Raw genomic sequence first — 25,304 nt, 5'->3', positions numbered from 1 at the left:
AGCGGTCAGCGGCGGAATGCCCCGGTCGCGGCTGAAGCCGCTCCTACGACGGCCGCTGCGTCGCCCGGAGACGACTGCATCCCGCACGCTACGGCGCACGCCGCCGCGGCACGCCAGTTCCCACGTAGGAGCGGCTTCAGCCGCGACGCTTTCCGTCATGTCGCGGCTGAAGCCGCTCCTACGGAAATCGCAGAGCGCGCAGCGGCGCCTCAATCGTCGCTGTAGTTGCTCAGCGCCAGCGACAGCAGCGCCTTGGCCTGTTCGCGCAGCGACCGCGGCTCGACGATCTCCGCGTCCGAGCCGTAGTGCAGCACGTCCATCAGCAGTTCGCGCGAGACACTGTAGGGCACCTTCAGTTCGTAGCGGCCGTCGGCCAGGAACCGGCCCTGCTGCTTGGAATGCCAGTGCTCGTCGGCGACCCAGCGCGCCGCCTTGGGGCTGAACACGATGGTGGCCCAGCCCTTGGGCGCGCCGGAGAAGATGCCGTAGCTGGCCGCCAGCTGCGAATCCAGCTCGGCGTCGGCCACGTCCTGCGCCGGCTGGTCGAGCAGGCGCGCATGGTTGATGCGGTCCACCGCGAAGCTGCGCACCGCGTCGCGGCCATGGTCCCAGGCGTCCAGGTACCAGTTGTCGCGGTAGTGGGTGATGCGCTGCGGCGACACCGTGCGCTTGGTCGATTCGTCGGTGGAGCGGGCGCGGTAGTCGAAGGACAGGCGCTTGCGCTCCAGCACCGCCGAGGCGACGGTGCGGAAACTGGCTTCGTCGAGCTTGCGGCCGCGGTGCGGGATCACCCGCACCCGCTCCACCGGCCAATGGGTCGCCCCCGCCTGGGCCGCGAGCAGGCTCTCGATGCGCTGCTGCAGCGGCGCCAGCACCGAGGACAGCACCCCGCCGCCGGTACGCGCCAGCAACTGCTGCGAGGCCAGCAGCGCATGCAGTTCCTCCGAACTCAGCCACAGCCCCGGCAGCTCGAAACGGTCGCTCTCGCCGGATTCGTAGCGGAAGCCGGCCTCGCCGTCGCCCTCCACCGGCGCCATCAGCGCATCGCGCAGGAAGGCCAGATCGCGGTAGACGGTGGCGCGGGAGCAGCCCAGTTCGTCCTGCAGCCGCGCCACCGTCACCGGGTAGCGCGCGGACTTGAGCAGGCGGTGCAGTGCGTTGATGCGTTCGTAGCGGTCCATGGCCTCGATTATGTCTGAGTCGCGGGCGGAAAACGCCTGTCCGGCGCGGCGGCCGGCAGCGCGCCCGAACCGTCGATGAAGCCGGCGCCCGGGGCCGGCCAGGGTGTCATGTGGATCCGGTATGATGAAATCGTTTCCATTTCGTTAGCCGAAGGCTGCGTCCTCACCCCCGGAGAGAAGCCATGTCCCGCCGCGCCACCCTCGTATCCGCCATCGCCTCGTTGCTGCTGAGCACGTCCCCGGCCTGGGCCGCCGACGTCGCCACCTCGTCGGCAACCACGGACCCGGCCAGTTCGCCGTGGAGCGGATCGGGCGAACTCGGCTTCGCCTCCTCGCACGGCAACAGCACCAACGAAAGCCTCAACGGCCGGCTCAAGGGCCAGTACGTGGACGGCGACTGGATCCACAGCCTGGACCTGCTCGCCCTGCACGCCAGCGCCGAGTACACCGACACCAATCCGGACGGCACCACCACGCGCAAGCGCCAGACCACCTCCAACCGCTACACCGGCAGCGCCGGCAGCGCGCTGCAACTCGGCGAACACCGCCAGCTCACCGCCTCGCTGCGCTACGAGCGCGACGACTTCGCCACCTACGACCGCCTGGCCACGATCGGCATCGGCTACGGCACCCGGATCATGGACGGCGACCGCCGCAGCATCGATGTGCAGATCGGTCCCGGCGTGCGCCGCGCCCACGACGTGGTCGAGGACCGCACCGAGACCGGCCTGATCGGCCGCGGCCTGGTCGACTTCAAGTACGGCCTGACCAGCAACACCGAACTGGGCAACACCCTGCTGGTCGAATCCGGCGCATACAACACCTTCGCGCAGAACGACCTGGGCATCTCGGTGAGCATGAACGAGCGCCTGGCGCTGAAGGCCGGCTGGCAGGCGCGCTACAACAGCGACGTCAGCGACGACAAGAAGAAGACCGATACCTTGACCACCATGAACCTGGTCTACAAGTTCAAGTGAGCGGGAATTGGGAGTGGGGATCCGGGATTAGTCACGGGGTGCGGCGAGCTGCCGCGCCGCAGAGACCCGTTGATCCGCCTCTTGTCGTAGGAGCGGCTTCAGCCGCGACGGGCATTTCCGGTACGGCCGTTGCGGCCAAGGCCACTCCTGCGAATGGCCTTTCGTCGTTGTCAGAGGCGCCCTGAAGCCGCTTCTACCAGTCGCTGGCGCGGCACCGCGCACGCCATCAGACCGGCAGGTCGACATCCAGCAATTCGCGCGCGCCGGCGCCCAGCAGGGCCTCGGCCACGGCCTGGCCCAGGGCGTCCGGGTCCCGGGCGCTGCGCTGCAGCTCCGCGCGCACCAGGCGTCCGTCGGCGACGCCGCCGACCAGGCCCTGCAGCAGCAGGTCGTCGCCGCGCCATTGCGCGAAGGCGGCCACCGGCACGTGGCAGCTGCCGTGCAGGGCGCGGTTCATCGCCCGCTCCGCCTCCACGCAACGACGGGTCGGCGCGTCGTCGAGCGCGGCGAACAGCGCCAGCGCGGCGCTGGCGTCCTCGCGGCATTCCACCGCGATCGCGCCCTGCGCCGGGGCCGGCAGCCAGTCCGGCGCCTGCAGGCGCTGGGTGATGCGCGCCTCCAGGCCCAGCCGCTGCAGGCCGGCGCAGGCCAGCACGATGCCGTCGTAGCCGCCGTTGTCGAGCTTGGCCAGGCGCGTGTTGACGTTGCCGCGCAGATCCAGCAGTTCCAGGTCCGGGCGCCGCGCGCGCAGTTGCGCCTGCCGCCGCAGCGAGGAGGTGCCGACGCGCGCGCCGAGCGGCAGCGCGTCCAGCGAGGCGTAGAGGTTGGAGATCAGCGCATCGGCCGGATCGGCGCGCGGCAGGATCGCCGGCAGCACGAACGGCCGGTCCAGCTCCATCGGCACGTCCTTGAGCGAATGCACCGCGCAATCGGCCTCGCCGCGCAGCATCGCCAGCTCCAGTTCCTTCAGGAACAGGCCCTTGCCGCCGATCGCCGCCAGCGAGCGGTCCAGGACTTCGTCGCCGCGGGTGCTCATCGGCACCAGCACCACGTCCAGGTGCGGGTGCGCGCGGCGCAGGCAGGCGGCGACATGCTCGCTCTGCCACAGGGCGAGCGGACTCTTGCGGGTAGCGATGCGCAGGATCTTCATGCGCGCATTATCGCGGAAAGCCGCTGCCTGCCGCTGCCGCCGTGCGAACTGGCCGGCGTCAACGCTGGTGGATCTCCTTGCGCAGCTGCGCCACGCAGCGCCGGCTGACCTCCAGCGGCTGCTTGCCATGGCGCAGCACCGCCTGCACCTGGCCCTCGCCGAGCCGGCGCAGCTCCACCAGTTCGTGGCGCGCGACCAGGCAGTTGCGGTGGATGCGCACGAAGCGCTCGGCGAACTCCTCCTCCAGCGCGCGCAACGATTCCTCGATCAGGTCCTCGCCGCGGGCGTGGTGCACCACCACGTACTTTTCCTCGGCCTGCAGATAGTGGATGTCGTCGACCGGGATCAGCCGCAGGCTGCCTCGCAGGCGCGCGCACAGGTGGGTGCGCCGCTGCGGCGCCGGCGCAGCGGCATCGCCGTTGACGCGGCCGGCCATGAAGGTGCGGGCGCGCTGCAGGGCCGCGGCCAGGCGCTCGGCGCGCACCGGTTTCATCAGGTAGTCGATCGCCGCCGCCTCGAACGCGGACAACGCATGCGCGTCGTAGGCGGTGCAGAACACCACCGCCGGGCGCGGCTCGAAGGTGGCCAGGTGGCGCGCGGCCTCCAGCCCGTCGAGGCCCGGCATGGCAATGTCCAGCAGCACCAGGTCCGGCTGCGCGGCGGCGCAGGCGTGCAGCGCGTCCATGCCGTTGTCGGCTTCGGCCACCACTTCCACGCCGGCATGCGCGGCCAGCAGCGTGCGCAGGCGTTCGCGCGCCAGGGGTTCGTCGTCGGCGATCAGCACCTTCACCCAGGTCTCCCTCGCTCGGCTGGCGTGCGCTGCGGCCGATACTAGCCCCGGTTCCGGGCGCCCGCCACGGGTATCGCATCAGGCCGCCAGGCGGCTACCAGCCTCAGGTGCCGGCGAGGCAGGCATCCATCCAGTCGCCCAGGTCGGCGATTTCCTCGGCGCAGACCTGGTGCGCCATCGGGTAGCGCCGCCACTGCACCGGCATTCCCAGCGCCTGCAGGGTCTGCGCGGTGCGCTCGGCGTACGTCTGCGGGATCACCGGGTCGCCCTGCCCATGGGCCATGAACAGCGGTTGCCGCAGGGCCGCCGGCGCGTGCCAGCGGGCGACGCTCTCCAGTTCGGGCAGATAGGTGGACAGGCCGATCAGGCCGGCCAGCGGCCGTTCGCGGCGCAGGCCGGTGGCCAGGGTGATCGCGCCGCCCTGGGAAAAGCCGGCCAGCAGCAGGCGCTCGGCCGGCACCCCACGCGCGTCCTCGCGCGCGATCAGTTCCTCGACCTGGGCCACCGATTCGGCGACACCGGCGCTGTCGGCGCGATTGGAGAAATCCATGCTGACGATGTCGTACCAGGCGCGCATACGCACGCCATTGTTGATCGTCACCGCCCGCACCGGCGCGTGCGGGAACACGAAACGCATGGCCGGCCAGTGCGGCCGCAGCAGTTCCGGCACCAGCGGCGCGAAGTCATTGCCGTCGGCGCCCAGGCCGTGCAGCCACAGGACGGTCCAGGCCGGCGCAGCGCCGGTCTGGTGTTCCACTGTTTCCAGCATGTCGGTTCCCGATGGAGGAGGCCGGCTAGTATGCCCGCGTCAGCCCTGGGCCTGCGCCTCGGCCTCGGCACGGCGCGCAGCGGCCTCGCGGCGCAGTTCCGCCGCGCGCAGCAGCACCGCCGGCGGCTGCGATTCCTCGGGAATGGCGAGGATGCGCAACTTGCGCAGCCACAGGCCGGCGGCCCGCGAGGAACTGATCGCCACCACCGGCACCGCCAGCGCCATGCCGATCACCACCGGCGCCATCCACGCCGCCAGCGACGGCGACACGGCATAGGCCATGCCGCCCATCAGCAGGCCGAACGCGCTGAGTCCGCCGTAGCTGCGCAACAGCGCCGACCACGAAATGCGGCCGTCGTCGCGCTGCTGCGCATCCCAGCCCGAATCCTTGCCGGCCAGCACTTCGGCGACGCCGCGCGACTGCACGTACATCACCACCGGCGCCATCAGCGCGGCCAGCAGCGTTTCCAGCAGCATGCTCACGAAGGCGCGCAGCCCGCCACCGCAGCCGCGGCGTTCGCCGGGCTTGAGCAGCATCGCGAAGTAGCCCATCACCTTGGGCGCCAGCAGCACGAACATGGTCACCGCGAACACCCAGGCCACCCGCGTGGAATCCTGCTGGTGCCAGTAGCGCGCCGGCGAGAAAGGCGAGATCACCGAGGCGACCAGGTCGAACCCGCCGTTCTGCAGCGGAATGGCGATGCCGATCAGCATCAGCATGCCCCACATCGGCGCGGTGAAGTAATGACCGATGCCGATCAGCATGTGCATGCGGCTGACCCAGTGCAGGCCGCGCGCGCGCACCACCTTGGAGTGCTGCAGGTTGCCCTGGCACCAGCGGCGGTCGCGCACCAGCAGGTCGGTCAGCGTCGGCGGGCCTTCCTCGTAGCTGCCCTGCAGGTACGGCACCATGTGCATGGCCCAGCCACCACGGCGCATCAGCGCCGCCTCGACGAAGTCGTGGCTGAGCACGTGGCCGCAGAACGGCTTGCGTCCGGGCAGCGACGGCAGGCCGGCCTGCGCGGCGAAGGCCTCGGTGCGGATCATCGCGTTGTGGCCCCAGTAGTTGCTTTCCGAACCGTGCCACCAGGCCACGCCGAAGGCGATCACCGGGCCGTAGACGCGGCCGCCGAACTGCTGCATGCGCGCGAACAGGGTATTGCCGTTGACCACTTCCGGCAGGGTCTGGATCAGGCCCACGTCGGGGTTGGCCTCCATGCCGGCGGCCAAACGCACGATGCTGTCGCCGGTCATCAGGCTGTCGGCGTCCAGGATCAGCATCTGCGGATAGGCGCCACCGAAGCGGCGCACCCAGTCGGCGATGTTGCCGGCCTTGCGCCCGGCGTTGCTGGCGCGGCGCCGGTAGAACAGCCGGCCGTGGCCGCCGACGCGCTCCACCAGCTCGGCATATACCTTTTCTTCTTCCGCGCCGACCGCCGGGCGCGTGGTGTCGCTGAGGATGAAGAAATCGAAGCGCTCGATCTGGCCGGTGGCCTCCACCGACTCGTAGATCGCCTGCAGGCCGGCCATCAGCCGGTGCGGATCCTCGTTGTAGGTGGGCATCAGCAGCGCGGTGCGGTTGCGCACGACCGGCAACGGCGCGTCCGGATCGATGCCGAGCTTGCGGCCCTTGCCGAACACCAGGGTGAAGAAGCCGGCCAGGGCGCTGACGAAGGACAGCGCGATCCAGGCGAACAACGGGATGAATAGCACCATCAAGCAGGCTTCGAGCACGCTCACGCCGCCGATCAGCAGCACTTTGCAGATCAGCCAGCTGGCATAGGCGGTCATCGCCGCGGTCGTGCCGAACACGTAGAAGCGCCGCCAGCCGATCCCGACCGGGGTGCTGGGCAGGCGCTTGTTGCGCAGCTTGCCTTCCTGCAGCGACTGCAGCGGCATGGCCAGTGGCGCTTCGGGCGGCAAGACCGCCTGGCCGGCATCCAAGGGCGTATCGACGGGCACGGCCGGTGTGGGGGCGACCGCGCTCATGCGATCCGCCGATCGCATCCGGCGCCGCAGCGCCATCGGGAAATGCCGCGGGCGGCCGGCGCGGCGGATGCCGCTGCGGCCACGCGCGTCTTGTCATGTACGCCAGTTGCTACCACGTGCTCTCCTGTCGACGGGCAAAGACGCCTGTCAATGTAAACCTTAAATAGTAAGCTTTCGCGAAGGCGGCCATCGGCGCCATGGCGGCGCTGCCCGCCCGTCCGTTCAGCCACGCCTTCACTCGCGCTCACCCTGGTTTCACCGCGCGCGCCGACCATGTAGCCCTGTCCGGAAATGGAGGATCGGCGCATGCGGCACCCGGCCCGGCGACGCACTGACACCCCTGACGACCAGCAACGGCCATCGCCGGCCGCGGCGGCACCGACGCAGCCCGGCCAACCGGCGTTGCTGATCGTGGACATGATCAGCCGTTTCGATTTCCCCGGCGGCGCGCGCCTGGCGACCGCCGCGCTGCCGGTGGCCGAGCGCATCGCCCAGGTCCGCGCGCGCTTCCATCGCCGTGGCTGGCCGGTGCTGTTCGCCAACGACAACTTCGCCGACTGGCGCACCGATTTCGAAGGCCTGTGGACGCTGTGCGCCGATCCGAAACAGCGCGGCGCGCGCATCGCCGCCTGCCTGGCGCCGCGCCCGCAGGACTACTACGTCCTCAAGCCCAAGCACTCCGCCTTCCTCGGCTCGGCCCTGGCCCTGCTGCTGGCGCGGCTGCAGACCACCCACCTGCTGGTCACCGGCATCGCCACCGACGCCTGCGTGCTGGCCACCGCGATCGACGCGCGCATGCGCGACTTCCAGGTGCAGGTGCCGCCATCGTGCTGCGCGGCGCTGGACGCCGGGCGCCAGCAACGGGCGCTGCGGCTGCTGCGCGAGGCGTTCGCGGTGCACATCAGCGAGCGGCTGCCGGCGCGCGCGGGTCGATGAGCGGGGCTACTCCGCCGCCGGCACCAGGTCATCGCCCGCGTCGTCGAGCGGCCGCGGCACGAACGGAAACGCCAGGGTAATGGTGGTGCCGCATCCCAGTTCCGATTCGACGTCGACGAAGCCGCCCGCCTGGCGTACCAGGCCATAGACCTGGGCCAGGCCCAGCCCGGTGCCCTTGCCCTCGGGCTTGGTGGTGAAGTACGCCTCGAACAGGCGCGACTTCACCTCGTCGGACATGCCTTCGCCCTGGTCGCTGACCGCCAGGGTCACGTAGCGGCCGGGCTGGCGCATCGCCGCCGCGCGCGAGGGCTGCACCTCCAGGGCGCTGCAGCGGATCGTCACCGCGTCGCCTGGGCGGCTGGCGTCGCGCGCGTTCAGCGCCAGGTTCATCACCGCCTGCTCGACCGCGTTGCGATCGGCATAGGTCGTCGCCACCTCGGCGCAGGGCAGGAGTTGCAGGCGCATCTCGCCGCCCAGCGCCTGCGCCAGCAGCGGCTGCATCTGCGTCACCAACGCGTTCAGGTCCAGCCAGGCCGGCTTGACCGGATGCGCGCGGGCGAAGCCGAGCAGGCGCCGGGTCATCCCCGCGCCGTGCTGCAGGGCCTCGTTGGCGATGCCGAGCAGCCGCCGCTGGTCCGGCTGCAGGCGCTGCGGATGGTCGGCGACCATGCTCACCGAGGTCATGGCGGTATGCAGCATGTTGTTGAAGTCATGGACCACGCCGGCGAGCATCTGCCCGATCGCCTCGCCCTTCTGCGCCTGGGTCATCGCGCGCTCGGCCACGCGCTGCGCGGCCAGGGCGATGTCCAGTTGCCCGCGCAGTTGCGAATGCTCGGCCTGCCAGCGGCGGCCCAGCGCGACGGCATCGGCATCCTCGATCGCGTTGCCCTCGCCCTCGACCGGGGGAAGATGGCCGAGCGCGCGCAGGGCCTGTTCGACCTGGCGCTGCTGGGTGACGTCGCGGCTGATCACCAGCACGCTTTCGACCCGGGCCGCGGCATTGGCCAGCGGGCTGACCATCACGTGCCACCAGCGCTGCCGTCCGTCCAGCGACGGGCGCTGCGCCCAGAATTCGCGCTGCTCATTGCCCAGCGCCGCGGCGAAGGCGGCCTGGGTGAGCGAACGCATGTCCTCGGGCCACAGTTCGGCCCAGGGGTGGCCGACTACATCGGCAGGATCGGAGACGCCAAGCAGGGCAAGGCCGTGGGGATTGATCGAGCGCACGATGCCGTCGCGGCCGACTTCCTTGATGCAGTCGTGTGAGAGCTCGACGATCTGCCGATAGTGGGCGTGCGTGGTCAAGCTGCATCTCGCAGTAAGTAAGGTCGAGAATATCGGGATTCACACAACGTCACCAGCGCTTCACTGCCGAATCGTGAATCTGACAACGATCACTCACGGGGCGATAACGGCATTATGCGCGCGACATCCGTCTCCACCGCCATTCTTTTGGTGGAGGACGACCAGACGATACGGGAGTTAGCCGCCGCCATGCTGGCCGCCGATGGATACCGGGTGCTGTCGGCGGCGACCGCACAGGAAGCGCTGGAGGTGCTGGAGCGGCACCCGGACGTGGAGTTGATCTTCAGCGACGTGCAGATGCCCCGCTGCGACGGCCTGAGCATGGTGCGTCAATTGCGCCGCCGCGGCATCGTCATCCCCGCCCTGCTCACGTCCGGCATGCATGCGCCAGAACCCTGGATGCTGCCTGCACGCACCGGCTTCCTGCCCAAGCCATACCGCCGCACCGACCTGTTGGCGGCGTTGGACCGTCTGCAGACCGGAAGCTGATTGGCGCACGCGCCGGCATGCGTTGCCGCGGCGCTCGCACGCGGCATGCCCGACATGGGGGGGGGTCAGGCGAAGACCAGCTTGCCGTACCGTGCCGAACGGATCGCCGCCAGGCGCTCGGCGACGAAGTACGCGCCGGCGTGCGCATCACGGAAGTACACCCCGTCGAATGCGTGCCGACCGCGCACCACGCCATCGTCGCCGGTGATCCGGATCTGCGGCTCGAGCACGCCATCCGGGCACGCGCGCAGCAAGCCGTCGAGGACGAAGCCGTCCAATTCGCGACGCATCTGCGGTTTCAGGACTGTCATGAGCACACTGCACCATAGACCGCATGAAGCTCGCACAACGGAGGTGGCCGCCGCGGTCGCACCGAAGCGCGGCACGCATGCGGCAATGAAAGCTAAACGGTTCATTGGCGCCCAGGCCGCGATGCAGGCCTGCGGCGCCTGACGTTCGGCGAATCCACTATGCGCCGCTCTCGCAATTTCGCTGTAGACAAGCGCGCGCTTCACGCCTCTTTTATCGCGCCATTCGTACTTTGCTCCTGCATTATCGCATTGCAACAACGCTGTCCCGTTTCGACGCTGCTGTGCCTCTTTCCTTGCTTCACGTCGCGCGCCCGCCAGGACGCGCGGCGGCAGTCGCTTTCCGTGTGCCCCGTCCTCCCCCTTCCCAGACGGAACCGCCATGTCGCCCCCCACTCCCGCCGACCTGACCGATAGACAACGCGATACCCATCCGGTGCTGCATGCGCCGCGCCGCCGCTACCGCGACGCGCGCGGCCGCTTCGTCCGCAATGCCGAGGTGACCGTCAAGCTGAACCCGGCGCCGCGCCGGACCAGCCTGTTCGTGACCTCGGAAATGGCCGACTTCATCAAGGCCGGCGGCCTGGGCGACGTGGCCGCGGCCTTGCCGCGCGCGCTGCGCGGCAGCTGCGACATTCGCGTGCTGATCCCGGGCTACCCGGCGGTGCTGCGCAAGACCGGGCCGCTGGAGATCGTCGGCCACATCGCCGCGCACGCCGGGTTGCCGGATTGCGCGCTGGGCCGGGCCGAGCGCCCGGACGGCCTGTGCGTGTACGTGCTGCTGTGCCCGCAGCTGTTCGAGCGGCAGGGCTCGCCTTACGTGAGCAGCGAAGGCCGCGACTGGGAAGACAACGCACTGCGCTTCGCCACCCTGTCCCATGCCGCCGCGCAGATCGCCGGTGGCCGCGCGGGGCTGGACTGGACCCCGGAGCTGCTGCACCTCAACGACTGGCCGTGCGCGCTGGCCGCCGCCTACGTGCGCTGGTCCGGCGGGCGCACACCGTGCCTGCTGACCATCCACAACCTGGCCTACCAGGGCCTGTTCCCGTACGCGATGGCCGGTGCCCTCGGCATCCCCGCCGAGGGCCTGCAGGACCTGGAGTTCTACGGGCAGATGTCGTTCCTGCGCGCGGGCATCGTCCACGCCGACCACGTCAACACGGTCAGCGTCAGCTACGCCGCGCAGATCACCGGCCCGGCCCAGGGCTGCGGCCTGGACACGCTGCTGGCGCGACGCGCCGCCAGCGGCCGCCTGAGCGGCATCGTCAACGGCATCGACGCCAGCTGGGACCCGCGCACCGACGCGCACCTGCCGGCCCACTTCGGGATCGGCCAGATCCAGGGCAAGCGCGAGAACGCGGCGCAGGTGCGCCAGGCGTTCGGCCTGCTCGACAGCGACGGCCCGCTGTTCGCGGTGGTCTCGCGGCTGGTGCACCAGAAGGGCCTGGACCTGATCTGCGAGGTGGCGCCGCAGATCGTCGCGGCCGGCGGCCAGATCGTGATCATCGGCGGCGGCGAGCCGCAGATCGAGCAGGCGGTGGCGGCGCTGGCGCGGCGCTACCCGGGCCATGTCGGCGCGCACATCGGCTTCGAGGAGCGGCTGGCGCGGCGCATGTTCGCCGGCTCCGACTTCCTGCTGATGCCCTCGCGCTTCGAGCCCTGCGGGTTGAGCCAGATGTACGCGCAGCGCTTCGGCAGCCTGCCGATCGCCCACGCCACCGGCGGCCTGATCGACACGGTGGACGACGGCGTCACCGGCTTCCTGTTCGAGGAAGCCTCGGCCGACGGCCTGCGCCGCTGCCTGCAGCGGGTGTTCCGTACCTTCCGCCTGCCGGGCCTGCTGCAGGCGATGCGCCGCGCGGCGATGCTGCGGCCCAGCGGCTGGGAACTGGCCGGGCGCAAGTACATGGCGCTGTACGAGCGCACCGCCGGCCCGGTGGCGGCGAGCGGCCATGTGTCGGCGATGGCCGGCGCCACGCCGCCGGCCGCGGCGGGCGCCACGGCTGCCGCATGAGCGATCGGGAACACGTCGTGGACCCGGCCGCCGGCCGGGACCCGGCGGCGGACACGGAGGACGACGGCGACGGCCTTGCGCTGCAGGCGCTGGCGCGCGGCGAGGCCGGCGATGCGTTCGCCTGGCTCGGCCCGCATCCGCAGGCCGACGGCACGGTCCGGGTCCGCGTGCTGGCGCCGGGCGCCGAGGCGCTGGGCCTGCTCGATGCGCAGGGCAAGCTGGTCGCACGCATGCGCGCGCATGCGCAGGCGGCGGGTGTGTTCGAGGGCGAGCTGAAGCAGCCCATGCGCTACCGGCTGCGCATCGTGTGGCCGGACGCGGTGCAGGAGTGCGACGACCCCTATGCGTTCGGGCCGACGCTCGATCCGGCCTGGCTACAGGACCTGGCCGCCGGCGACGGCGCCGCGCTGCGCACCGCGCTCGGGGCGCACCACATCCGTGTCGGCGAGGTGGACGGCGTGCGCTTCGCGGTGTGGGCACCGCAGGCCAGGCGCGTGGCGCTGGTCGGCGACTTCAATGGCTGGGACGCGCGCCGGCATCCGCTGCGCCTTCATGCGGAATCCGGGGTATGGGAACTGTTCGTGCCCGGGCTGCACGGCGGCGAGCACTATCATTACGAATTGCAGGCTGCCGACGGCAGCGTGCTGCCGCGCAAGGCCGATCCGGTCGCGCGCTGCAGCGCGCTGGCGCCGTCCACCGCCTCGGTGGTGCCGTCCACCGACACCCATACATGGAATGACGCGGCCTGGCTGGCACAACGCGAGGCGCAGGCCGGCAGCGCGCAGCCGCTGAGCATCTACGAACTGCACGTCGGCTCCTGGCGCCACGACCGCCACGGCCAGCCGCTGCACTGGGATGCGCTGGCCGCCGAGCTGATTCCCTACGTGCGCGGGCTCGGCTTCACCCACATCGAACTGCTGCCGATCGCCGAGTATCCGTTCGGCGGCTCCTGGGGCTACCAGCCACTGGGGCTGTACGCGCCGACCGCGCGCCACGGCGACGCCGACGGCTTCGCACGCTTCGTCGACGCCTGTCACCAGGCCGGTATCGGCGTGCTGCTGGACTGGGTGGGCGCGCACTTCCCCGACGACCCACACGGCCTGCACCGCTTCGACGGCAGCGCCCTGTACGAACACGCCGACCCGCGCGAAGGCGTGCACCGCGAGTGGAATACGCTGGTCTACAACTACGGCCGCCCGGAAGTGGTGGCCTACCTGATCGGCAGCGCGCTGGAGTGGATCGAGCGCTTCCATGTCGACGGCCTGCGCGTGGATGCGGTGGCGGCGATGCTGTACCGCGACTACGGCCGCAACGCCGGCGAGTGGATCCCCAACGCCCACGGTGGCCGTGAGAACCTGGAGGCGATCGCCTTCCTGCGCCGCCTCAACGACGAGATCGCGCAGCGCTTCCCCGGCGTGCGCACCATCGCCGAGGAATCCACCGCCTGGCCGGGCGCCACCGCGCCCACGCAGCAGGGCGGGCTGGGCTTCAGCCACAAGTGGAACATGGGCTGGGCGCACGACACGCTGCGCTACCTGCAGCGCGATCCGCTGTACCGGCAGCACCACCACAGCGAGATGACCTTCGGCCTGGTGTATGCGTTCTCCGAGCACTTCGTGCTGCCGCTGTCGCACGACGAGGTGGCCCGCGGCAAGGGCTCGTTGCTGGCGCGCATGCCCGGCGACGCCTGGCAGCGCTTCGCCAACCTGCGCGCCTACCTGGCCTTCATGTGGGCGCATCCCGGGCGCAAGTTGCTGTTCATGGGCTGCGAGTTCGGGCAGTGGCAGGACTGGGACCACGACCGGCCGCTGGACTGGGCGCAGGCGCAACAGCCCGAGCACCGCGGCGTTGCCCGGCTGGTCGCCGACCTCAACCGGCAGTTGCGCGCGTTGCCGGCGCTGTACCGCAGCGACCGCAGCAGCGACGGCTTCGAATGGAGCATCGCCGACGACTCCCGCAACAGCGTGTTCGCCTTCGTCCGCCACGACCGCGACGGCGCCGCGCCGCCGCTGCTGGCGGTGAGCAATTTCACGCCGAACGTACACCACCAATACCGCGTGGGGGTACCGCGTGGCGGACGCTGGCGCGAGCTTCTCAACAGCGACAGCGGCTATTACGGCGGTTCCAACCAAGGCAACGGCGGCGTGCTGTCGACCCTGCCGCAGCCGATGCACGGGCATGCGCAATCGCTGGCGCTGACCCTGCCGCCGCTGTCCACCCTTTGGCTGCAACCGGACCTTTGACCATGGCCACGACTGCTGTATCGACCGATTCCTCCGCCGCACCGCGCGCGGCGCTGCGCCCCGGCGCCTGGCCCGGCGCCAACGGCGAGGTCGCCTTCGCGCTGTGGGCGCCGGATGCCGAGCGCGTGGAGCTGGTGTTCGGCGACGATCGGCGGCAGCCGCTGGAGGCGATCGGCGACGGCTACTTCGCCGCCACCCTTGCGTGCGCGCCCGGCACCCGCTACCGCTACGCCATCGACGGAGGCACGCCGGTGCCGGACCCGGCCTCGCGCTGGCAACCCGACGGCGTCCATGGCCCAAGCGCGGTGCTGGCCACCGACGGCTATGCCTGGCGCCACGGCGACTGGCGTGGCCGGCCCTGGGCCGAGACCGTGTTCTACGAACTGCACGTGGGCACCTGCGGCGGCTATGCCGGGCTGCGCGCGCAGTTGCCGACGCTGGCCGCGCTCGGCGTCACCGCGATCGAACTGATGCCGCTGGCCGAATTCCCCGGCCGCCACAACTGGGGCTACGACGGCGTGCTGCCATACGCGCCGGCCTCGGCCTATGGCCATCCCGACGAACTCAAGGCGCTGATCGACGAGGCCCACGGTCTGGGCCTGAGCGTGTTCCTGGACGTGGTCTACAACCATTTCGGCCCGGATGGCAATTACCTGGGCCAGTACGCCTCGACCTTCTTCCGCGAGGATGCGCCGACGCCGTGGGGCGCGGCGATCGATTTCCGCTTGCCGCCGGTGCAGCGCTACTTCATCGACAACGCGCTGATGTGGCTGCACGAGTATCGCTTCGACGGCCTGCGCCTGGATGCGGTGCACGCGATCGTGCCCAACGCCTTCCTCGACACCTTGCGCGAGGCGATCATGGCCAGCGTCGCCAACGGGCGCCACGTGCACCTGGTGCTGGAGAACGAGGCCAACCAGGCCGGCGTGCTGGAGCGCGGCTACAGCGCGCAGTGGGACGACGACTTCCACAACAGCCTGCACGTGCTGCTGACCGGCGAACACGAGGGCTACTACGCCGGCTTCGCCGATGCGCCGGCGCAGCACCTGGCGCGGGTACTCGGCGAAGGCTTCGCCTTCCAGGGCCAGGCCGACCACCGCGGCCACGCGCGCGGCGAGCCCAGCGGCCACCTGCCGCCGCACAAGTTCGTGATCTTCGCGCAGAACCACGACCAGATCGGCAACCGCGCCCGCGGCGACCGGCTGATCACCCAGGTGACCGAGCCAGCGCTGCGCGCGGCGCTGGCGTTGACCGCGCTGACCCCGATGATCCCGCTGTTCTTCATGGGCGAGCCGTGGGGCAGCCGCGCCCCGTTCCAGTTCTTCACCGATTTCGCGCCGCCGCTGGACGAGGCGGTGCGCGAGGGCCGGCGCCGCGAGTTCGCGCACTTCGCCGCCTTCGCCGATCCAGAGCAGCGCGCCACCATCCCCGATCCCAACGCGCCCAGCACCTTCCAGGCCTCGATCGCCGACATCAGCGATGCCACCCATGGCGAGGGCGCGCGCTGGCGCGACTGGTTCGCGGCGCTACTGGCGCTGCGCCGCGAGCACCTGGTGCCGGCGCTGACCCAGGCCAGTGCGCTGGGCGCGCGGGTACTCGGCCCGCGGGCGGTCGCCGCGGGCTGGCGCCTGGGCGATGGCGAATGGCACGTGGCCGCCAACTTCGGCGACGCGCCGGTGGCGCTGGACCTGCCCGGCAGCACCGTGCACGCGGAGAGCGCCGGCGGCGATGCCGCGCAGTTGCCGCCCAACGCCTTCGTCGCGCGCTACCGACCCGGCAACGCCGCATGAGCACCCGCTGTCGCGACGCCATCGCGACAGCGCAGCCGGCACGCTGGCCGCCTCGTTCGCTGCCCACCGCCGCGCACGCGCCGACGGCGCGCGCGAGCGGGAGCGCGGCGGACGCCACTTCCTCCGCTTTGCAGCCCGGTTCGCCCTGCCCATGACCGACACTTCCTTGCACACCCTGGCCGACGCCGCCGGCCTGCTGGTCGACTGGATCGACGCCAGCGACACCCCGCGCACCGTCGGCGACGACACCCTGCGTCACGTGCTCGGCGCGCTGGGCCTGGACGCGCGCGACCCCGCCGCCTGCCGCGACAGCCTGCGCCGGCTGCAGGCCGACGCGGCACTGCCGCCGCTGCTGACCGCCGACGCCGGCGCGCCGGTCGAGATCGGCGCCGCACCCGGTGCGGCGTACCGGCTCGACAGCGAAGACGGCCGCGCGCTGCACGGCCACTGCGACGCGCAGGGCCGCCTCGTCGCGCCGGAGGCCGCCGGCTACTGGACCTTGCAGCACGGCGACCGCCGCACCACCCTGGCGGTGGCGCCGCCGCGCTGCTACGGCGTCGCCGACGCGGTGGGCGCGGCGCAGCCGCGGCGCTGGGGCCTGTCGCTGCAGGTGTATTCGGCGCCGGGCGCCTACGATGTCGGCATCGGCGACGCCGACGGCACCGCTGCCTGGGCCACGCGCATCGCCGCGGCCGGCGGCGACGCCATCGCGCTGAGCCCCGTGCATGCGGCGCGGCCGATCGGCGCGCACTACAGCCCCTACTCGCCCAGCGACCGTCGTTTCCTCGATCCGCTGCAGGCGGCGCCGGCGCGCGTGCTCGGCGCCGACGCCGCGCAGCGCGCACTGGACGCGGCCGGGCTGGCGCAGGCCTTCGCCGAGGCGCAGGCGCGGCCGCTGATCGACTGGCCGGCCTCGGCCGCCCTGAAGTGGCAGTGGCTGCGGCAGCTGCACGCCGATTTCGACCAGGCCGACGCGGCGCTGCGCGCCGACCTGGCCGCGTTCGAACGCGACGGCGGCAGCACCCTGCATGCGCATGCCGCATTCGCCGCGCAGGATTTCGGCGATGCCGATCCAGGCCTGCACCGGTTCGCGCAGTGGCTGGCCGCGCGCAGTTGGGCCGACGTGCAACGCCAGGCGCGTGCCGACGGCATGGGCATCGGCCTGATCGCCGACCTGGCGGTAGGCTTCGACGCGCAGGGCGCCGAGGCCGCTGCCTGGCCGCAGGCGGTGCTGCAGGGGCTGGAACTGGGCGCGCCGCCGGACGCGTTCAACGGCGACGGCCAGGCCTGGGGCATCTGCGGCTACGCACCGACCGCGCTGCGCGCCAGCGGCTTTGCGCCGTTCATCGAACTGCTGCGCGCGGTGATGCGCGATCGCGGCGGCGTGCGCATCGACCACATCCTCGGCCTGCTGCGGCTGTGGGTGATCCCGCGCGGCGCGTCCTCGTCTACCGGCGTGTACCTGCGCTATCCGCTGCACGACCTGCTGCGCCTGCTGGCGCTGGAATCCTGGCGGCACCGCGCGATCGTGATCGGCGAAGACCTGGGCGTGGTGCCGGACGGCATCCGTGCCGAGCTGTCGCGCCGCGGGGTGATGGGCATCGACGTGCTGCTGTTCACCCGCGACCGCGATGGCGCGTTCCTGCCGCCGGCGCAGTGGCGCCCCGACGCCCTCGCCACCACCACCACCCACGACCTGCCGACCCTGCGCGGCTGGCGCCGCGGCGAGGACATCGACTGGCGCCGGCGCCTGCAGCTGAGCGACGCCACGCAGCAACGTGCCGATCACCAGGCACGCACCGACGACGTCGCGCGCATGGACCAGGCGGTGGCCGCGGCGCTGCCGCCCGCCGAGGCCGCCGACCCGGAACTGGGCGCGCTGCGCTTCGTCGCCGCCACGCCGTCGCCGCTGGCGCTGCTGCCGGCCGAGGACGCGCTGGGCCTGGACCAGCAACCCAACCTGCCCGGCACCGTCGACGGCCATCCGAACTGGCGCCGGCGCCTGCCCGCGCCCGATGCGGCCGCATCCGCCGCCACCCTCGCCACGCGCCTGGACGCCTTCGCCCAGACCCGCCAGACCACCGCCACCGCCGCGCAAGGAGCCGACGCATGCGCATGATTCCCCTGCGCGCCACCGCCCGCCTGCAATTGCATGCCGGTTTCACCCTGCTCGACGCCTCCGCGCAGGTGCCGTACTACGCCGGGCTGGGCGTCAGCCACCTGTACCTGTCGCCGATCGGCACCGCCGTGCCCGGTTCCACCCACGGCTACGACGTCACCGACCCGCGCCAGGTCAATCCCGAGCTCGGCGGCGAGCCGGCGCTGCTGCATCTGTCCGAGCGCGCGCGCAGCCACTGCATGGGCCTGATCCTGGACATCGTGCCCAACCACATGGCCACCCACCCGAGCAATCCGTGGTGGTGGGACGTGCTCACCCATGGCCGGCGCAGCCGCCATGCCGGCTGGTTCGACATCGATTGGCGTGCGCCCGGGCGCGAGGGCAAGCTGTGGCTGCCGGTGCTGGACCGCCCCTATGCGCAGGCGCTGAGCGAAGGCGCGCTGCAGTTGCAGGTGGCCGAGGACGGCAGCGTCGTCCTGCTGCACCACGACCAACGCTTCCCGATCCGCCTGGACGGTGCCATCGCCCAGGAACCGGCCAGCGCGCGCCCGGCCTGGGCGGCCCGGCTCAACGACGCCGCGCGGCTGGGCGACGACGCCCTGCACCGGCTGATCGAACGCCAGTGCTATCGCCTGGCCTGGTGGCGGGTCGGCAACGACATGCTCAACTACCGCCGCTTCTTCGACATCACCTCGCTGGCGGCGCTGCGCGTGGAGCAGAACGACGTGTTCGCCGCGGTCCACGAGTTGCCGCTGCGGCTGGTCGCCGAGGGCCATCTCGATGGCGTGCGGGTCGACCACGTCGACGGCCTGGCCGATCCCACCGGCTACGTGCAGCGGCTGCGCACGCAACTGGACCGCGCCGGCCGCCGTCGCGGCATCGCCGCCGGCGGCATCGCCCTGTACCTGGAAAAGATCCTGGCCCCGCATGAGCAGCTGCGCAGCGACTGGCCCTGCGACGGCACCACCGGCTACGACTTCATGGACCAGGTTGCCGCAGTGCTGCACGATCCGGCCGGCGCCGCGCCGCTGACTGCCCTGTGGCGGCGCTGGAGCGGGCGCAGCGGCGACTTCGGCCAGGAACAGCGCGCCGCGCGCGACGAGATCCTGCAGGGTTCGCTGCAGGCCGAGTTCGTGCGCACCGTGCAGGCGCTGGGCGCCGCCGCGCACCTGGATCCGCTGACCCGCGAGTTCAGCCCGCAGATGCTGGCGCGTGGGCTGATGGCCTTGCTGCGGCAGTTCGAGGTGTACCGCACCTACGCCGGACCCGACGGCCTGGACGACGACGACGCGGCGCGCCTGGCCCAGGCCGCGCAGCGCGCGCGCGCCGGCGCCGAACCGCGGGTCTGCGCGGCGATCGACGCGATCGAACGCTGGAGCCGCGACGGCCGCGGCACCGGCAAGGCGCAGGTGGCGCTGCGGCGGATCGTGCGCCGGCGCCTGGAGCAGCTGTCGGCGCCGCTCAACGCCAAGTCGGTGGAGGACACCTCCTTCTACCGCCACGGCGTGCTGCTCTCGCGCAACGAGGTGGGCAGCGAGCCGGACGTGTTCGCGCTGACGCCGGAGGAATTCCACGCGGCCAACGCGGTGCGCGCGCAACGCTATCCGCGCGCGCTGCTGGCCACCGCCACCCACGACCACAAGCGCGGCGAAGACGTGCGCATGCGCCTGGCCGCGCTCAGCGCGCAGGCGCCGTGGTGGGACGCGCAGGTGACGCGCTTCCAGGCGCTGTCGGCCGAACTGCTGCCGGCCGGCAGCGCCGCACCGCTGCCCGGCGACCTGCTGATGCTGTGGCAGATGCTGGTGGCGGCCTGGCCGCTGGAACTGGCGGTGGACGACGCCGACGGCCTGCACGACTACGCCGAACGCATCGGCGCCTGGCAGCTCAAGGCCGCGCGCGAAGCCAAGCTGCGCACCCACTGGACCTGGCCGGACGAGGACTACGAGCGCAATGCGCGCGCCCTGCTCGACGCCGCGCTGCTGCAGCCGGCCGGTGCCGCGCTGCGCGAGGCGCTGGCGCAGGCGGCCGCGGCGCTGGCCCCGGCCGGCGCGCTCAACAGCCTGGTGCAGACCACCCTGCGCCTGACCGTGCCCGGCGTGCCCGACCTGTACCAGGGCAGCGAAGGCTGGGACCTGTCGCTGGTGGATCCGGACAACCGCCGCCCGGTCGACTACGCGCTGCGCCAGGCCTGGCTGCGCGACGCCACCGCGCCGGACGCCCTGCTGCAGGATTGGCACAGCGGGCACGTCAAGGCCTGGCTGACCGCACAGTTGCTGCAGTTGCGGCGCGCGCATCCGGCGCTGTTCGCGGGCGGTAGCTACCGGCCGCTGCAGGCGCAGGGCGCACAGGCGCAGCACGTGCTGGGCTTCGTGCGCGAACACGAGGGCGCCTCGCTGGTGGTGGCGGTGCCGCGGCTGAGCGCCGCCGCGCAGGCGTTGCGGCCGGACGCGCCGCTGCGGGCGCAGCTGGATTGGCGTGACACGGTTCTGACACTACCGCAGGCACAGTATCGTCTGGTGCTGGCCGGTGCTACCGTCGACGCCACGTCGGCCGTCCCGGTGTCGGCCCTGTTCGCTGAATTCCCGGTTGCCGTGCTGGTGGCCTCCCCCTGATCCCGCAAGAAGCCATGGACGCAGAAACACGCCAACGCCGTATCCGCCAACTCGCACACGAAATCTGGGAAGCCGAAGGGCGACCCGACGGCCATGCCGCCCGCCACTGGGCCATGGCCGAACGCCTGGCGGACGCGGAAGCGGCCGCCGAAGCCCACGTCGACGCCGACGCACTGCCGCCTCCGCAATCGCTCCGCAGCGCCGGCAACGGCTCCGCCTCTTCGTAAGGATTGTCCATGCCCGTGCGCAAGCTCACCCGCCGTTCGCGTATTCGCGAGGGCCTGCCCTACCCCCTGGGCGCCACCTGGGATGGCCTGGGGGTGAACTTCGCCCTGTACTCGGCGCACGCCACCAAGGTGGAACTGTGCCTGTTCGACGATCGCGGCCGCGAGATCGAGCGCATCGCGCTGCCCGAGTACACCGACGAGGTCTGGCACGGCTACCTGCCCGACGCGCGCCCGGGCCAGCTCTACGGCTACCGCGTGTACGGCCCGTACGCGCCCGACGCCGGGCACCGCTTCAACCCCAACAAGCTGCTGCTCGACCCCTACGCCAAGCAACTGGTCGGCGAACTGAAGTGGGCGCCGGCGCTGTTCGGCTACACCATCGGCCACAAGGATGCCGACCTCAGCTTCGACCGCCGCGACAGCGCCGCCTACATGCCCAAGTGCGCGGTGATCGATCCGGCCTTCACCTGGGGCAAGGACCAGCGCCCGCAGACGCCGTGGGACAGCACGGTGATTTACGAGACCCACCTGCGCGGCACCACCATGCGCCATCCCTCGGTTCCCGAGGCCTGGCGCGGCACCTTCTCCGGGTTGAAGGTGGACGAGGTGGTCGAGCACATCAAGCGCCTGGGCATGACCGCGGTGGAACTGCTGCCGGTGCACGCCTTCGTCGACGACGAATACCTGCTCAAGCAGGGCCTGCGCAATTACTGGGGCTACAACACCATCGGCTTCTTCGCCCCGCACCCGCGCTACATGGCCACGCGCACGGTGTCCGAGTTCAAGCAGATGGTGGCGCGCCTGCACAGCGCCGGGCTGGAAGTGATCCTGGACGTGGTCTACAACCACACCGCCGAAGGCAACGAACTGGGGCCGACGCTGTCGTTCAAGGGCATCGACAACGCCAGCTACTACCGCCTGGCCGAGGACCGCCGCTTCTACATCAACGACACCGGCACCGGTAACACCTTCGACCTGACCAACGCCGGCGCGCTGCGCATGGTCAACGACTCGCTGCGCTACTGGGTCTCGGAGATGCACGTGGACGGGTTCCGCTTCGACCTGGCCACCATCCTCGGCCGCGAACACCACGGCTTCGATCCCAAGGGCGGCTTCCTCGACGCCTGCCGCCAGGACCCGTTGCTGAGCCAGGTCAAGCTGATCGCCGAGCCGTGGGACGTGGGCCCGGGCGGCTACCAGGTCGGCGCGTTCCCGCCGGGCTGGTCGGAGTGGAACGACAAGTTCCGCGACAACGTGCGCGCGTTCTGGCGCGGCGACGAAGGCCAACTGGCCGAACTGGCCACGCGCCTGACCGGCTCGGCCGACCTGTTCCACCACCGCGGCCGCCGCCCCACCGCCTCGGTCAACTTCGTCACCGCCCACGACGGCTTCACCCTGCACGACCTGGTCAGCTACGCGCACAAGCACAACGAGGCCAACGGCGAGCACAACCGCGACGGCTCGGACAACAACATCTCCGCCAACTACGGCGTGGAAGGCGAGACCGACGACGAGCAGATCAACGCCCTGCGCCTGCGGCAGATGCGCAACATGCTGGCCACGCTGCTGCTGTCGCAAGGCACGCCGATGCTGCTGGCCGGCGACGAGTTCGGCCGCAGCAAGGGCGGCAACAACAACACCTACTGCCAGGACAACGAACTGACCTGGCTGAACTGGGAAGCCGGCCCGCGCGCGCACCAGCTCAGCGCCTTCGTCTCGCGCCTGACCCACCTGCGCGCGCACTACCCGCTGCTGCACCGCGCGCGCTTCTTCGACGGCGTCTACGACGAGGAACTGGGCATCAAGGACGTGACCTGGCTGGCCCCGGACGGCGAGGAAATGACCGAAGCCTCCTGGCACGACCCGCACGCCCGCGCGCTGATGATGCGCCTGGACGGCCGCGCCCCGTCCAGCGGCCTGCGCCAGGCCGCCTCCAACGTGACCCTGCTGATGATCGTCAACGGCGCGGTCGAGGACGTGCAATTCACCCTGCCGCTGGTCAAAGGCGAACACTGGCGCGTGCTGATCGATACCGCCGAGCGCGACCACGAGCACGGCCTGCCAGGCGGCGCGCAGTGGCACGGCATCGGCCGCTCGCTTACCCTGCTGGCCGCCGAGCGCGACAGCAAATCCACGGCGTCGCATCACCGCAATGCGGATGCGCCAACGGCGTGAGGTGATGGCAGCGCCCGGCGCTCTGCCGGGTGCTGCGGGTCGCGGCTGAAGCCGCTCCTACGAAAATCGCTTGCGACGCCAGCAATGCGCTGAGGCTGTGTAGGAGCGGCTTCAGCCGCGACCCGCCATCCACGCAGCGCCGGTCGATGCCTACCTCGTCGCGTTCAACAGCGCCGACACAGCCGCCACGGACCGCCGCACTGGGGCGCCAGCCTGCACACCGCTACCGCGCGTGTCCGTCCACATACGGTCGCGACTGCAGGATCACCACCTCGTCGCCGACCACCGCCCACTCGATGTCCTGGTCCGCGCCGCCCAGCGCCTGCTTGGTCATCGCGCCAACCTTGGCCAGTCGCGCGATGAGGGCATCGCTCAGCACCTGGCGAGGACCGGTGATCGGGACCTCGCGGACGCCGCCGGCGGCATTGGCCACGAGTTGGGTGTCCTCGGCCGAGCGGCTCAGCACCTGCACCGCCTTGGACCAGCTCGAATACATCACCTGTTCGGCCTGGCGCTTGCCCTCCACCACGCGAATGCCCAGGCCGCGCTTGGCCGAGATGTAGGTGACGTGGCGGCGCGCGGCATCGAACGGGTCGCGGGTGATCATCACCCCGGAGCTGTCGGACGGCGCGGCCAGTTGCACCAGCACCGCCATGGCCACCGCGTCCTGCGGCAGGCCGGCGGCAGCGCGCGCTTCGTAGGCTTCGAAGTTGTACACCGACGCCCACACCGTCTGCACGGCCTTGGCCAATGCATCGGCGCGGGTGACGTTAGGCACGGTGGTGTACAAACCCGCACCGCTGAAGCCGGGCAGGTCCTCGGAGTTGGACGAGCTGCGCACGAACACGCCGGCGCCGTGCAGTTGGTCGCGCCATTGCGCCTCCAAGGCACGCACAAAGGCAGGATCCGGCGCGGCATCGGCGATCTCGGCACGCAGCGCCGCCAGCGCGTCGCGGCGCACGTTCGCGTCGGTGGCGAAGCCGGGGCGGCGCTGCAGGTCGCGCAGGCGCCGCTGCACCTGCAGGCGTTGCAGCGTCGCCTGGTAGAACGCGAACGGAATGCAGAAGCCATCGGGCACACGCGCGGCCGGCGGCAGCACCGCCATCAAGGTGCCGAGATTGGCGGCCTTGGTGCCGCAGGCGCGGCTGTCGCGGGCGCGCAGCGCGGCCAGGGGTTTCAGCGCGGCCACGCTCAAATCCGGACGCGGCAGCGTGCGTGCCGCGGTGCGCGGGACCGCAGCGGATGCGGCCGCCGGTGGAGCCGCCAGCGGCGTCACCCGGTAATCGTTGTGGGTGACGTCCAGTTGCACCCAGCGGCCGTCGTACTGGCGCAACGCCGCCTGCGCGTCGCGCACGTACACATTGGGAATGCCCCAGCCCTTGGCCAGCAGGTTGACGTGCGACAGCAGCGTGGATGGACGCTGCGTGACCAGGCCGGCGACCGGCGCCAGCGCGATCGGCACCTCGTCCAGCACCGGGATGTCGCGCGGCGACAGCGTGCGGAACTGCGCCTCCGAGCGCACGATACGCAGCCGCCCCTCGGCATGACCGGTGTTCAGCGGCAGGAAGCGCTGCTCGCGCAGCAGCGCTTCCTGGGTCACGAAGGCCAAGCCGGCGGACTTGGCCACCTGTTCGTGCAGCGTGGAGTTGGTCTTGAACCGCAGCGTGTCGTAGAACGAGGCGCGCAAGGCCGCGTCGGTCTGCTGCAGCAAGGGCGCGGTGAGGCGGTCGCCCTCCCAGAATTCGTAGGTGTAGCCCGGCAGATCCCGCTGCCAGCTCAGGGTGCCGAACAGGAAGCGCCGCTGCGGCTCGCGGTACTGCGCTTTCAGCGCGGCCTTGCCCATGCGTGGCGCCAGGCGCTGGCGCACGAACTGTTCGTGCAGCGCGAACCGCAGGGTGTTGAGGTAATAGACGCGTCCGCCCTGCTGGCGGTCGATCACGAACAGCAGATGCGGCAGTTCCAGCGCGGTGCCGGCGTCGTAGACCCGTGCGAGTTGCAGGAACTGGGCGCGGCTGTCGAGGCGCGGCAGGGAATCCGCTCCCGTCGCCGGCTGCACGGCGGCGTCGCGGCCCGGGCGCTGCTCGTAGGCCGAGGGCTTGCGCGCGGTCTGCGCCAGCGCGGGCGCCAGCGGCCACAGCAGCACGAAAAGGAAACACCACGCCGACACGCGTGGCCAGACAAGCGGACGGGCTCGATCCATGATGCCGGTTCGGGAGGGCGACGAGCGCGGATC

The 25,304-nt window shown here is 71.3% G+C and carries 18 protein-coding genes; 10 read left to right on the top strand and 8 right to left on the bottom strand.

Going from position 1 to position 25,304, the window contains the following annotated elements:
* Positions 1-209: 209 nt before the first annotated feature.
* Positions 210-1,181 (bottom strand): YafY family protein, encoded by a 972-nt coding sequence (locus M3U25_RS10460; RefSeq protein WP_010341069.1) that lies wholly within the window; start codon positions 1,179-1,181, stop codon positions 210-212.
* A gap of 182 nt (positions 1,182-1,363) precedes the next feature.
* On the opposite strand from M3U25_RS10460, the gene M3U25_RS10455 reads away from it, so the two are divergent.
* A complete protein-coding gene (locus M3U25_RS10455) occupies positions 1,364-2,158 on the top strand; it encodes a DUF481 domain-containing protein (protein WP_160945477.1) in 795 nt (264 codons plus the stop codon).
* 226 nt (positions 2,159-2,384) lie between these two features.
* Here M3U25_RS10455 and hemC read toward each other — a convergent pair whose 3' ends face one another.
* The 4 genes from hemC to mdoH all read right to left on the bottom strand — a co-directional run bounded on the left by hemC (position 2,385) and on the right by mdoH (position 6,856).
* Positions 2,385-3,308, bottom strand: coding sequence for a hydroxymethylbilane synthase (hemC, locus tag M3U25_RS10450; RefSeq protein ID WP_160945478.1), 924 nt, complete (start codon positions 3,306-3,308; stop codon positions 2,385-2,387).
* Between the two features lie 58 nt (positions 3,309-3,366).
* Positions 3,367-4,098: a LytTR family DNA-binding domain-containing protein gene (locus tag M3U25_RS10445; protein ID WP_242081969.1), complete on the bottom strand. Its 732-nt coding sequence runs from the start codon at positions 4,096-4,098 to the stop codon at positions 3,367-3,369.
* A 103-nt stretch (positions 4,099-4,201) separates the two neighbouring features.
* Positions 4,202-4,867, bottom strand: a complete 666-nt coding sequence (locus tag M3U25_RS10440) for an alpha/beta hydrolase (RefSeq protein WP_355499017.1) — start codon at positions 4,865-4,867, stop codon at positions 4,202-4,204.
* A gap of 39 nt (positions 4,868-4,906) precedes the next feature.
* A complete protein-coding gene (mdoH, locus tag M3U25_RS10435; protein WP_355499019.1) occupies positions 4,907-6,856 on the bottom strand; it encodes a glucans biosynthesis glucosyltransferase MdoH in 1,950 nt (649 codons plus the stop codon).
* A gap of 306 nt (positions 6,857-7,162) precedes the next feature.
* Between mdoH and M3U25_RS10430 the strand changes: the two genes are divergently transcribed.
* On the top strand, positions 7,163-7,792 hold the full coding sequence (locus tag M3U25_RS10430) for an isochorismatase family cysteine hydrolase (RefSeq protein WP_355499021.1): 630 nt from the start codon (positions 7,163-7,165) through the stop codon (positions 7,790-7,792).
* Positions 7,793-7,798: 6 nt separating this feature from the next.
* On the opposite strand, the gene M3U25_RS10425 is transcribed toward M3U25_RS10430, so the two are convergent.
* Complete coding sequence (locus tag M3U25_RS10425; RefSeq protein ID WP_355499024.1) at positions 7,799-9,094, bottom strand: ATP-binding protein; 1,296 nt, start codon at positions 9,092-9,094, stop codon at positions 7,799-7,801.
* A gap of 114 nt (positions 9,095-9,208) precedes the next feature.
* Here M3U25_RS10425 and M3U25_RS10420 point away from each other — a divergent pair, with 114 nt between their 5' ends.
* Complete coding sequence (locus M3U25_RS10420) at positions 9,209-9,583, top strand: response regulator (protein WP_019796007.1); 375 nt, start codon at positions 9,209-9,211, stop codon at positions 9,581-9,583.
* A gap of 65 nt (positions 9,584-9,648) precedes the next feature.
* On the opposite strand, the gene M3U25_RS10415 is transcribed toward M3U25_RS10420, so the two are convergent.
* Positions 9,649-10,098, bottom strand: a complete 450-nt coding sequence (locus tag M3U25_RS10415) for a hypothetical protein (protein ID WP_355499028.1) — start codon at positions 10,096-10,098, stop codon at positions 9,649-9,651.
* A gap of 175 nt (positions 10,099-10,273) precedes the next feature.
* On the opposite strand from M3U25_RS10415, the gene glgA reads away from it, so the two are divergent.
* From glgA to glgX, 7 genes are all read left to right on the top strand, one after another.
* Positions 10,274-11,905 carry a glycogen synthase GlgA gene (gene glgA, locus M3U25_RS10410; RefSeq protein WP_160945484.1) on the top strand — a complete coding sequence of 544 codons (1,632 nt, stop codon included), beginning with the start codon at positions 10,274-10,276 and terminating at the stop codon, positions 11,903-11,905.
* A gap of 17 nt (positions 11,906-11,922) precedes the next feature.
* A complete protein-coding gene (locus M3U25_RS10405; protein WP_355499262.1) occupies positions 11,923-14,148 on the top strand; it encodes a 1,4-alpha-glucan branching enzyme in 2,226 nt (741 codons plus the stop codon).
* Positions 14,149-14,150: 2 nt separating this feature from the next.
* Entirely contained in the window at positions 14,151-15,938 is a 1,788-nt protein-coding gene (treZ, locus tag M3U25_RS10400; protein ID WP_355499032.1) for a malto-oligosyltrehalose trehalohydrolase, read from the top strand.
* Positions 15,939-16,089: 151 nt separating this feature from the next.
* Positions 16,090-18,057, top strand: a complete 1,968-nt coding sequence (gene malQ, locus M3U25_RS10395) for a 4-alpha-glucanotransferase (RefSeq protein ID WP_355499035.1) — start codon at positions 16,090-16,092, stop codon at positions 18,055-18,057.
* Positions 18,054-20,669 carry a malto-oligosyltrehalose synthase gene (treY, locus tag M3U25_RS10390; RefSeq protein WP_355499265.1) on the top strand — a complete coding sequence of 872 codons (2,616 nt, stop codon included), beginning with the start codon at positions 18,054-18,056 and terminating at the stop codon, positions 20,667-20,669. The genes malQ and treY overlap by 4 nt, the downstream gene beginning before the upstream one ends.
* Before the next feature lie 14 nt (positions 20,670-20,683).
* Entirely contained in the window at positions 20,684-20,896 is a 213-nt protein-coding gene (locus M3U25_RS10385; protein WP_160945488.1) for a DUF2934 domain-containing protein, read from the top strand.
* A gap of 9 nt (positions 20,897-20,905) precedes the next feature.
* On the top strand, positions 20,906-23,071 hold the full coding sequence (glgX, locus tag M3U25_RS10380) for a glycogen debranching protein GlgX (protein WP_355499039.1): 2,166 nt from the start codon (positions 20,906-20,908) through the stop codon (positions 23,069-23,071).
* Between the two features lie 223 nt (positions 23,072-23,294).
* Here the strand turns inward: glgX and M3U25_RS10375 are convergent, their stop codons facing one another.
* On the bottom strand, positions 23,295-25,214 hold the full coding sequence (locus tag M3U25_RS10375; RefSeq protein ID WP_355499042.1) for a PEP/pyruvate-binding domain-containing protein: 1,920 nt from the start codon (positions 25,212-25,214) through the stop codon (positions 23,295-23,297).
* Positions 25,215-25,304: the final 90 nt, after the last annotated feature.

The sequence above is a fragment of the Xanthomonas sp. PPL134 genome (assembly GCF_040595915.1).
GTDB lineage: Bacteria > Pseudomonadota > Gammaproteobacteria > Xanthomonadales > Xanthomonadaceae > Xanthomonas_A > Xanthomonas_A indica.
This window is presented reverse-complemented; position numbering and strand designations above follow the sequence as displayed.

Excerpts from the sequence above, each read along its gene's own strand:
- mdoH (WP_355499019.1), bottom strand. The coding sequence starts at position 6,856 with ATGAGCGCGGTCGCCCCCACACCGGCCGTGCCCGTCGATACGCCCTTG.
- malQ (WP_355499035.1), top strand. The coding sequence starts at position 16,090 with ATGACCGACACTTCCTTGCACACCCTGGCCGACGCCGCCGGCCTGCTG.
- treZ (WP_355499032.1), top strand. The coding sequence starts at position 14,151 with ATGGCCACGACTGCTGTATCGACCGATTCCTCCGCCGCACCGCGCGCG.
- M3U25_RS10440 (WP_355499017.1), bottom strand. The coding sequence starts at position 4,867 with ATGCTGGAAACAGTGGAACACCAGACCGGCGCTGCGCCGGCCTGGACC.
- M3U25_RS10460 (WP_010341069.1), bottom strand. The coding sequence starts at position 1,181 with ATGGACCGCTACGAACGCATCAACGCACTGCACCGCCTGCTCAAGTCC.
- glgX (WP_355499039.1), top strand. The coding sequence starts at position 20,906 with ATGCCCGTGCGCAAGCTCACCCGCCGTTCGCGTATTCGCGAGGGCCTG.
- M3U25_RS10455 (WP_160945477.1), top strand. The coding sequence starts at position 1,364 with ATGTCCCGCCGCGCCACCCTCGTATCCGCCATCGCCTCGTTGCTGCTG.
- M3U25_RS10430 (WP_355499021.1), top strand. The coding sequence starts at position 7,163 with ATGCGGCACCCGGCCCGGCGACGCACTGACACCCCTGACGACCAGCAA.
- hemC (WP_160945478.1), bottom strand. The coding sequence starts at position 3,308 with ATGAAGATCCTGCGCATCGCTACCCGCAAGAGTCCGCTCGCCCTGTGG.
- glgA (WP_160945484.1), top strand. The coding sequence starts at position 10,274 with ATGTCGCCCCCCACTCCCGCCGACCTGACCGATAGACAACGCGATACC.
- M3U25_RS10385 (WP_160945488.1), top strand. The coding sequence starts at position 20,684 with ATGGACGCAGAAACACGCCAACGCCGTATCCGCCAACTCGCACACGAA.
- M3U25_RS10420 (WP_019796007.1), top strand. The coding sequence starts at position 9,209 with ATGCGCGCGACATCCGTCTCCACCGCCATTCTTTTGGTGGAGGACGAC.
- treY (WP_355499265.1), top strand. The coding sequence starts at position 18,054 with ATGATTCCCCTGCGCGCCACCGCCCGCCTGCAATTGCATGCCGGTTTC.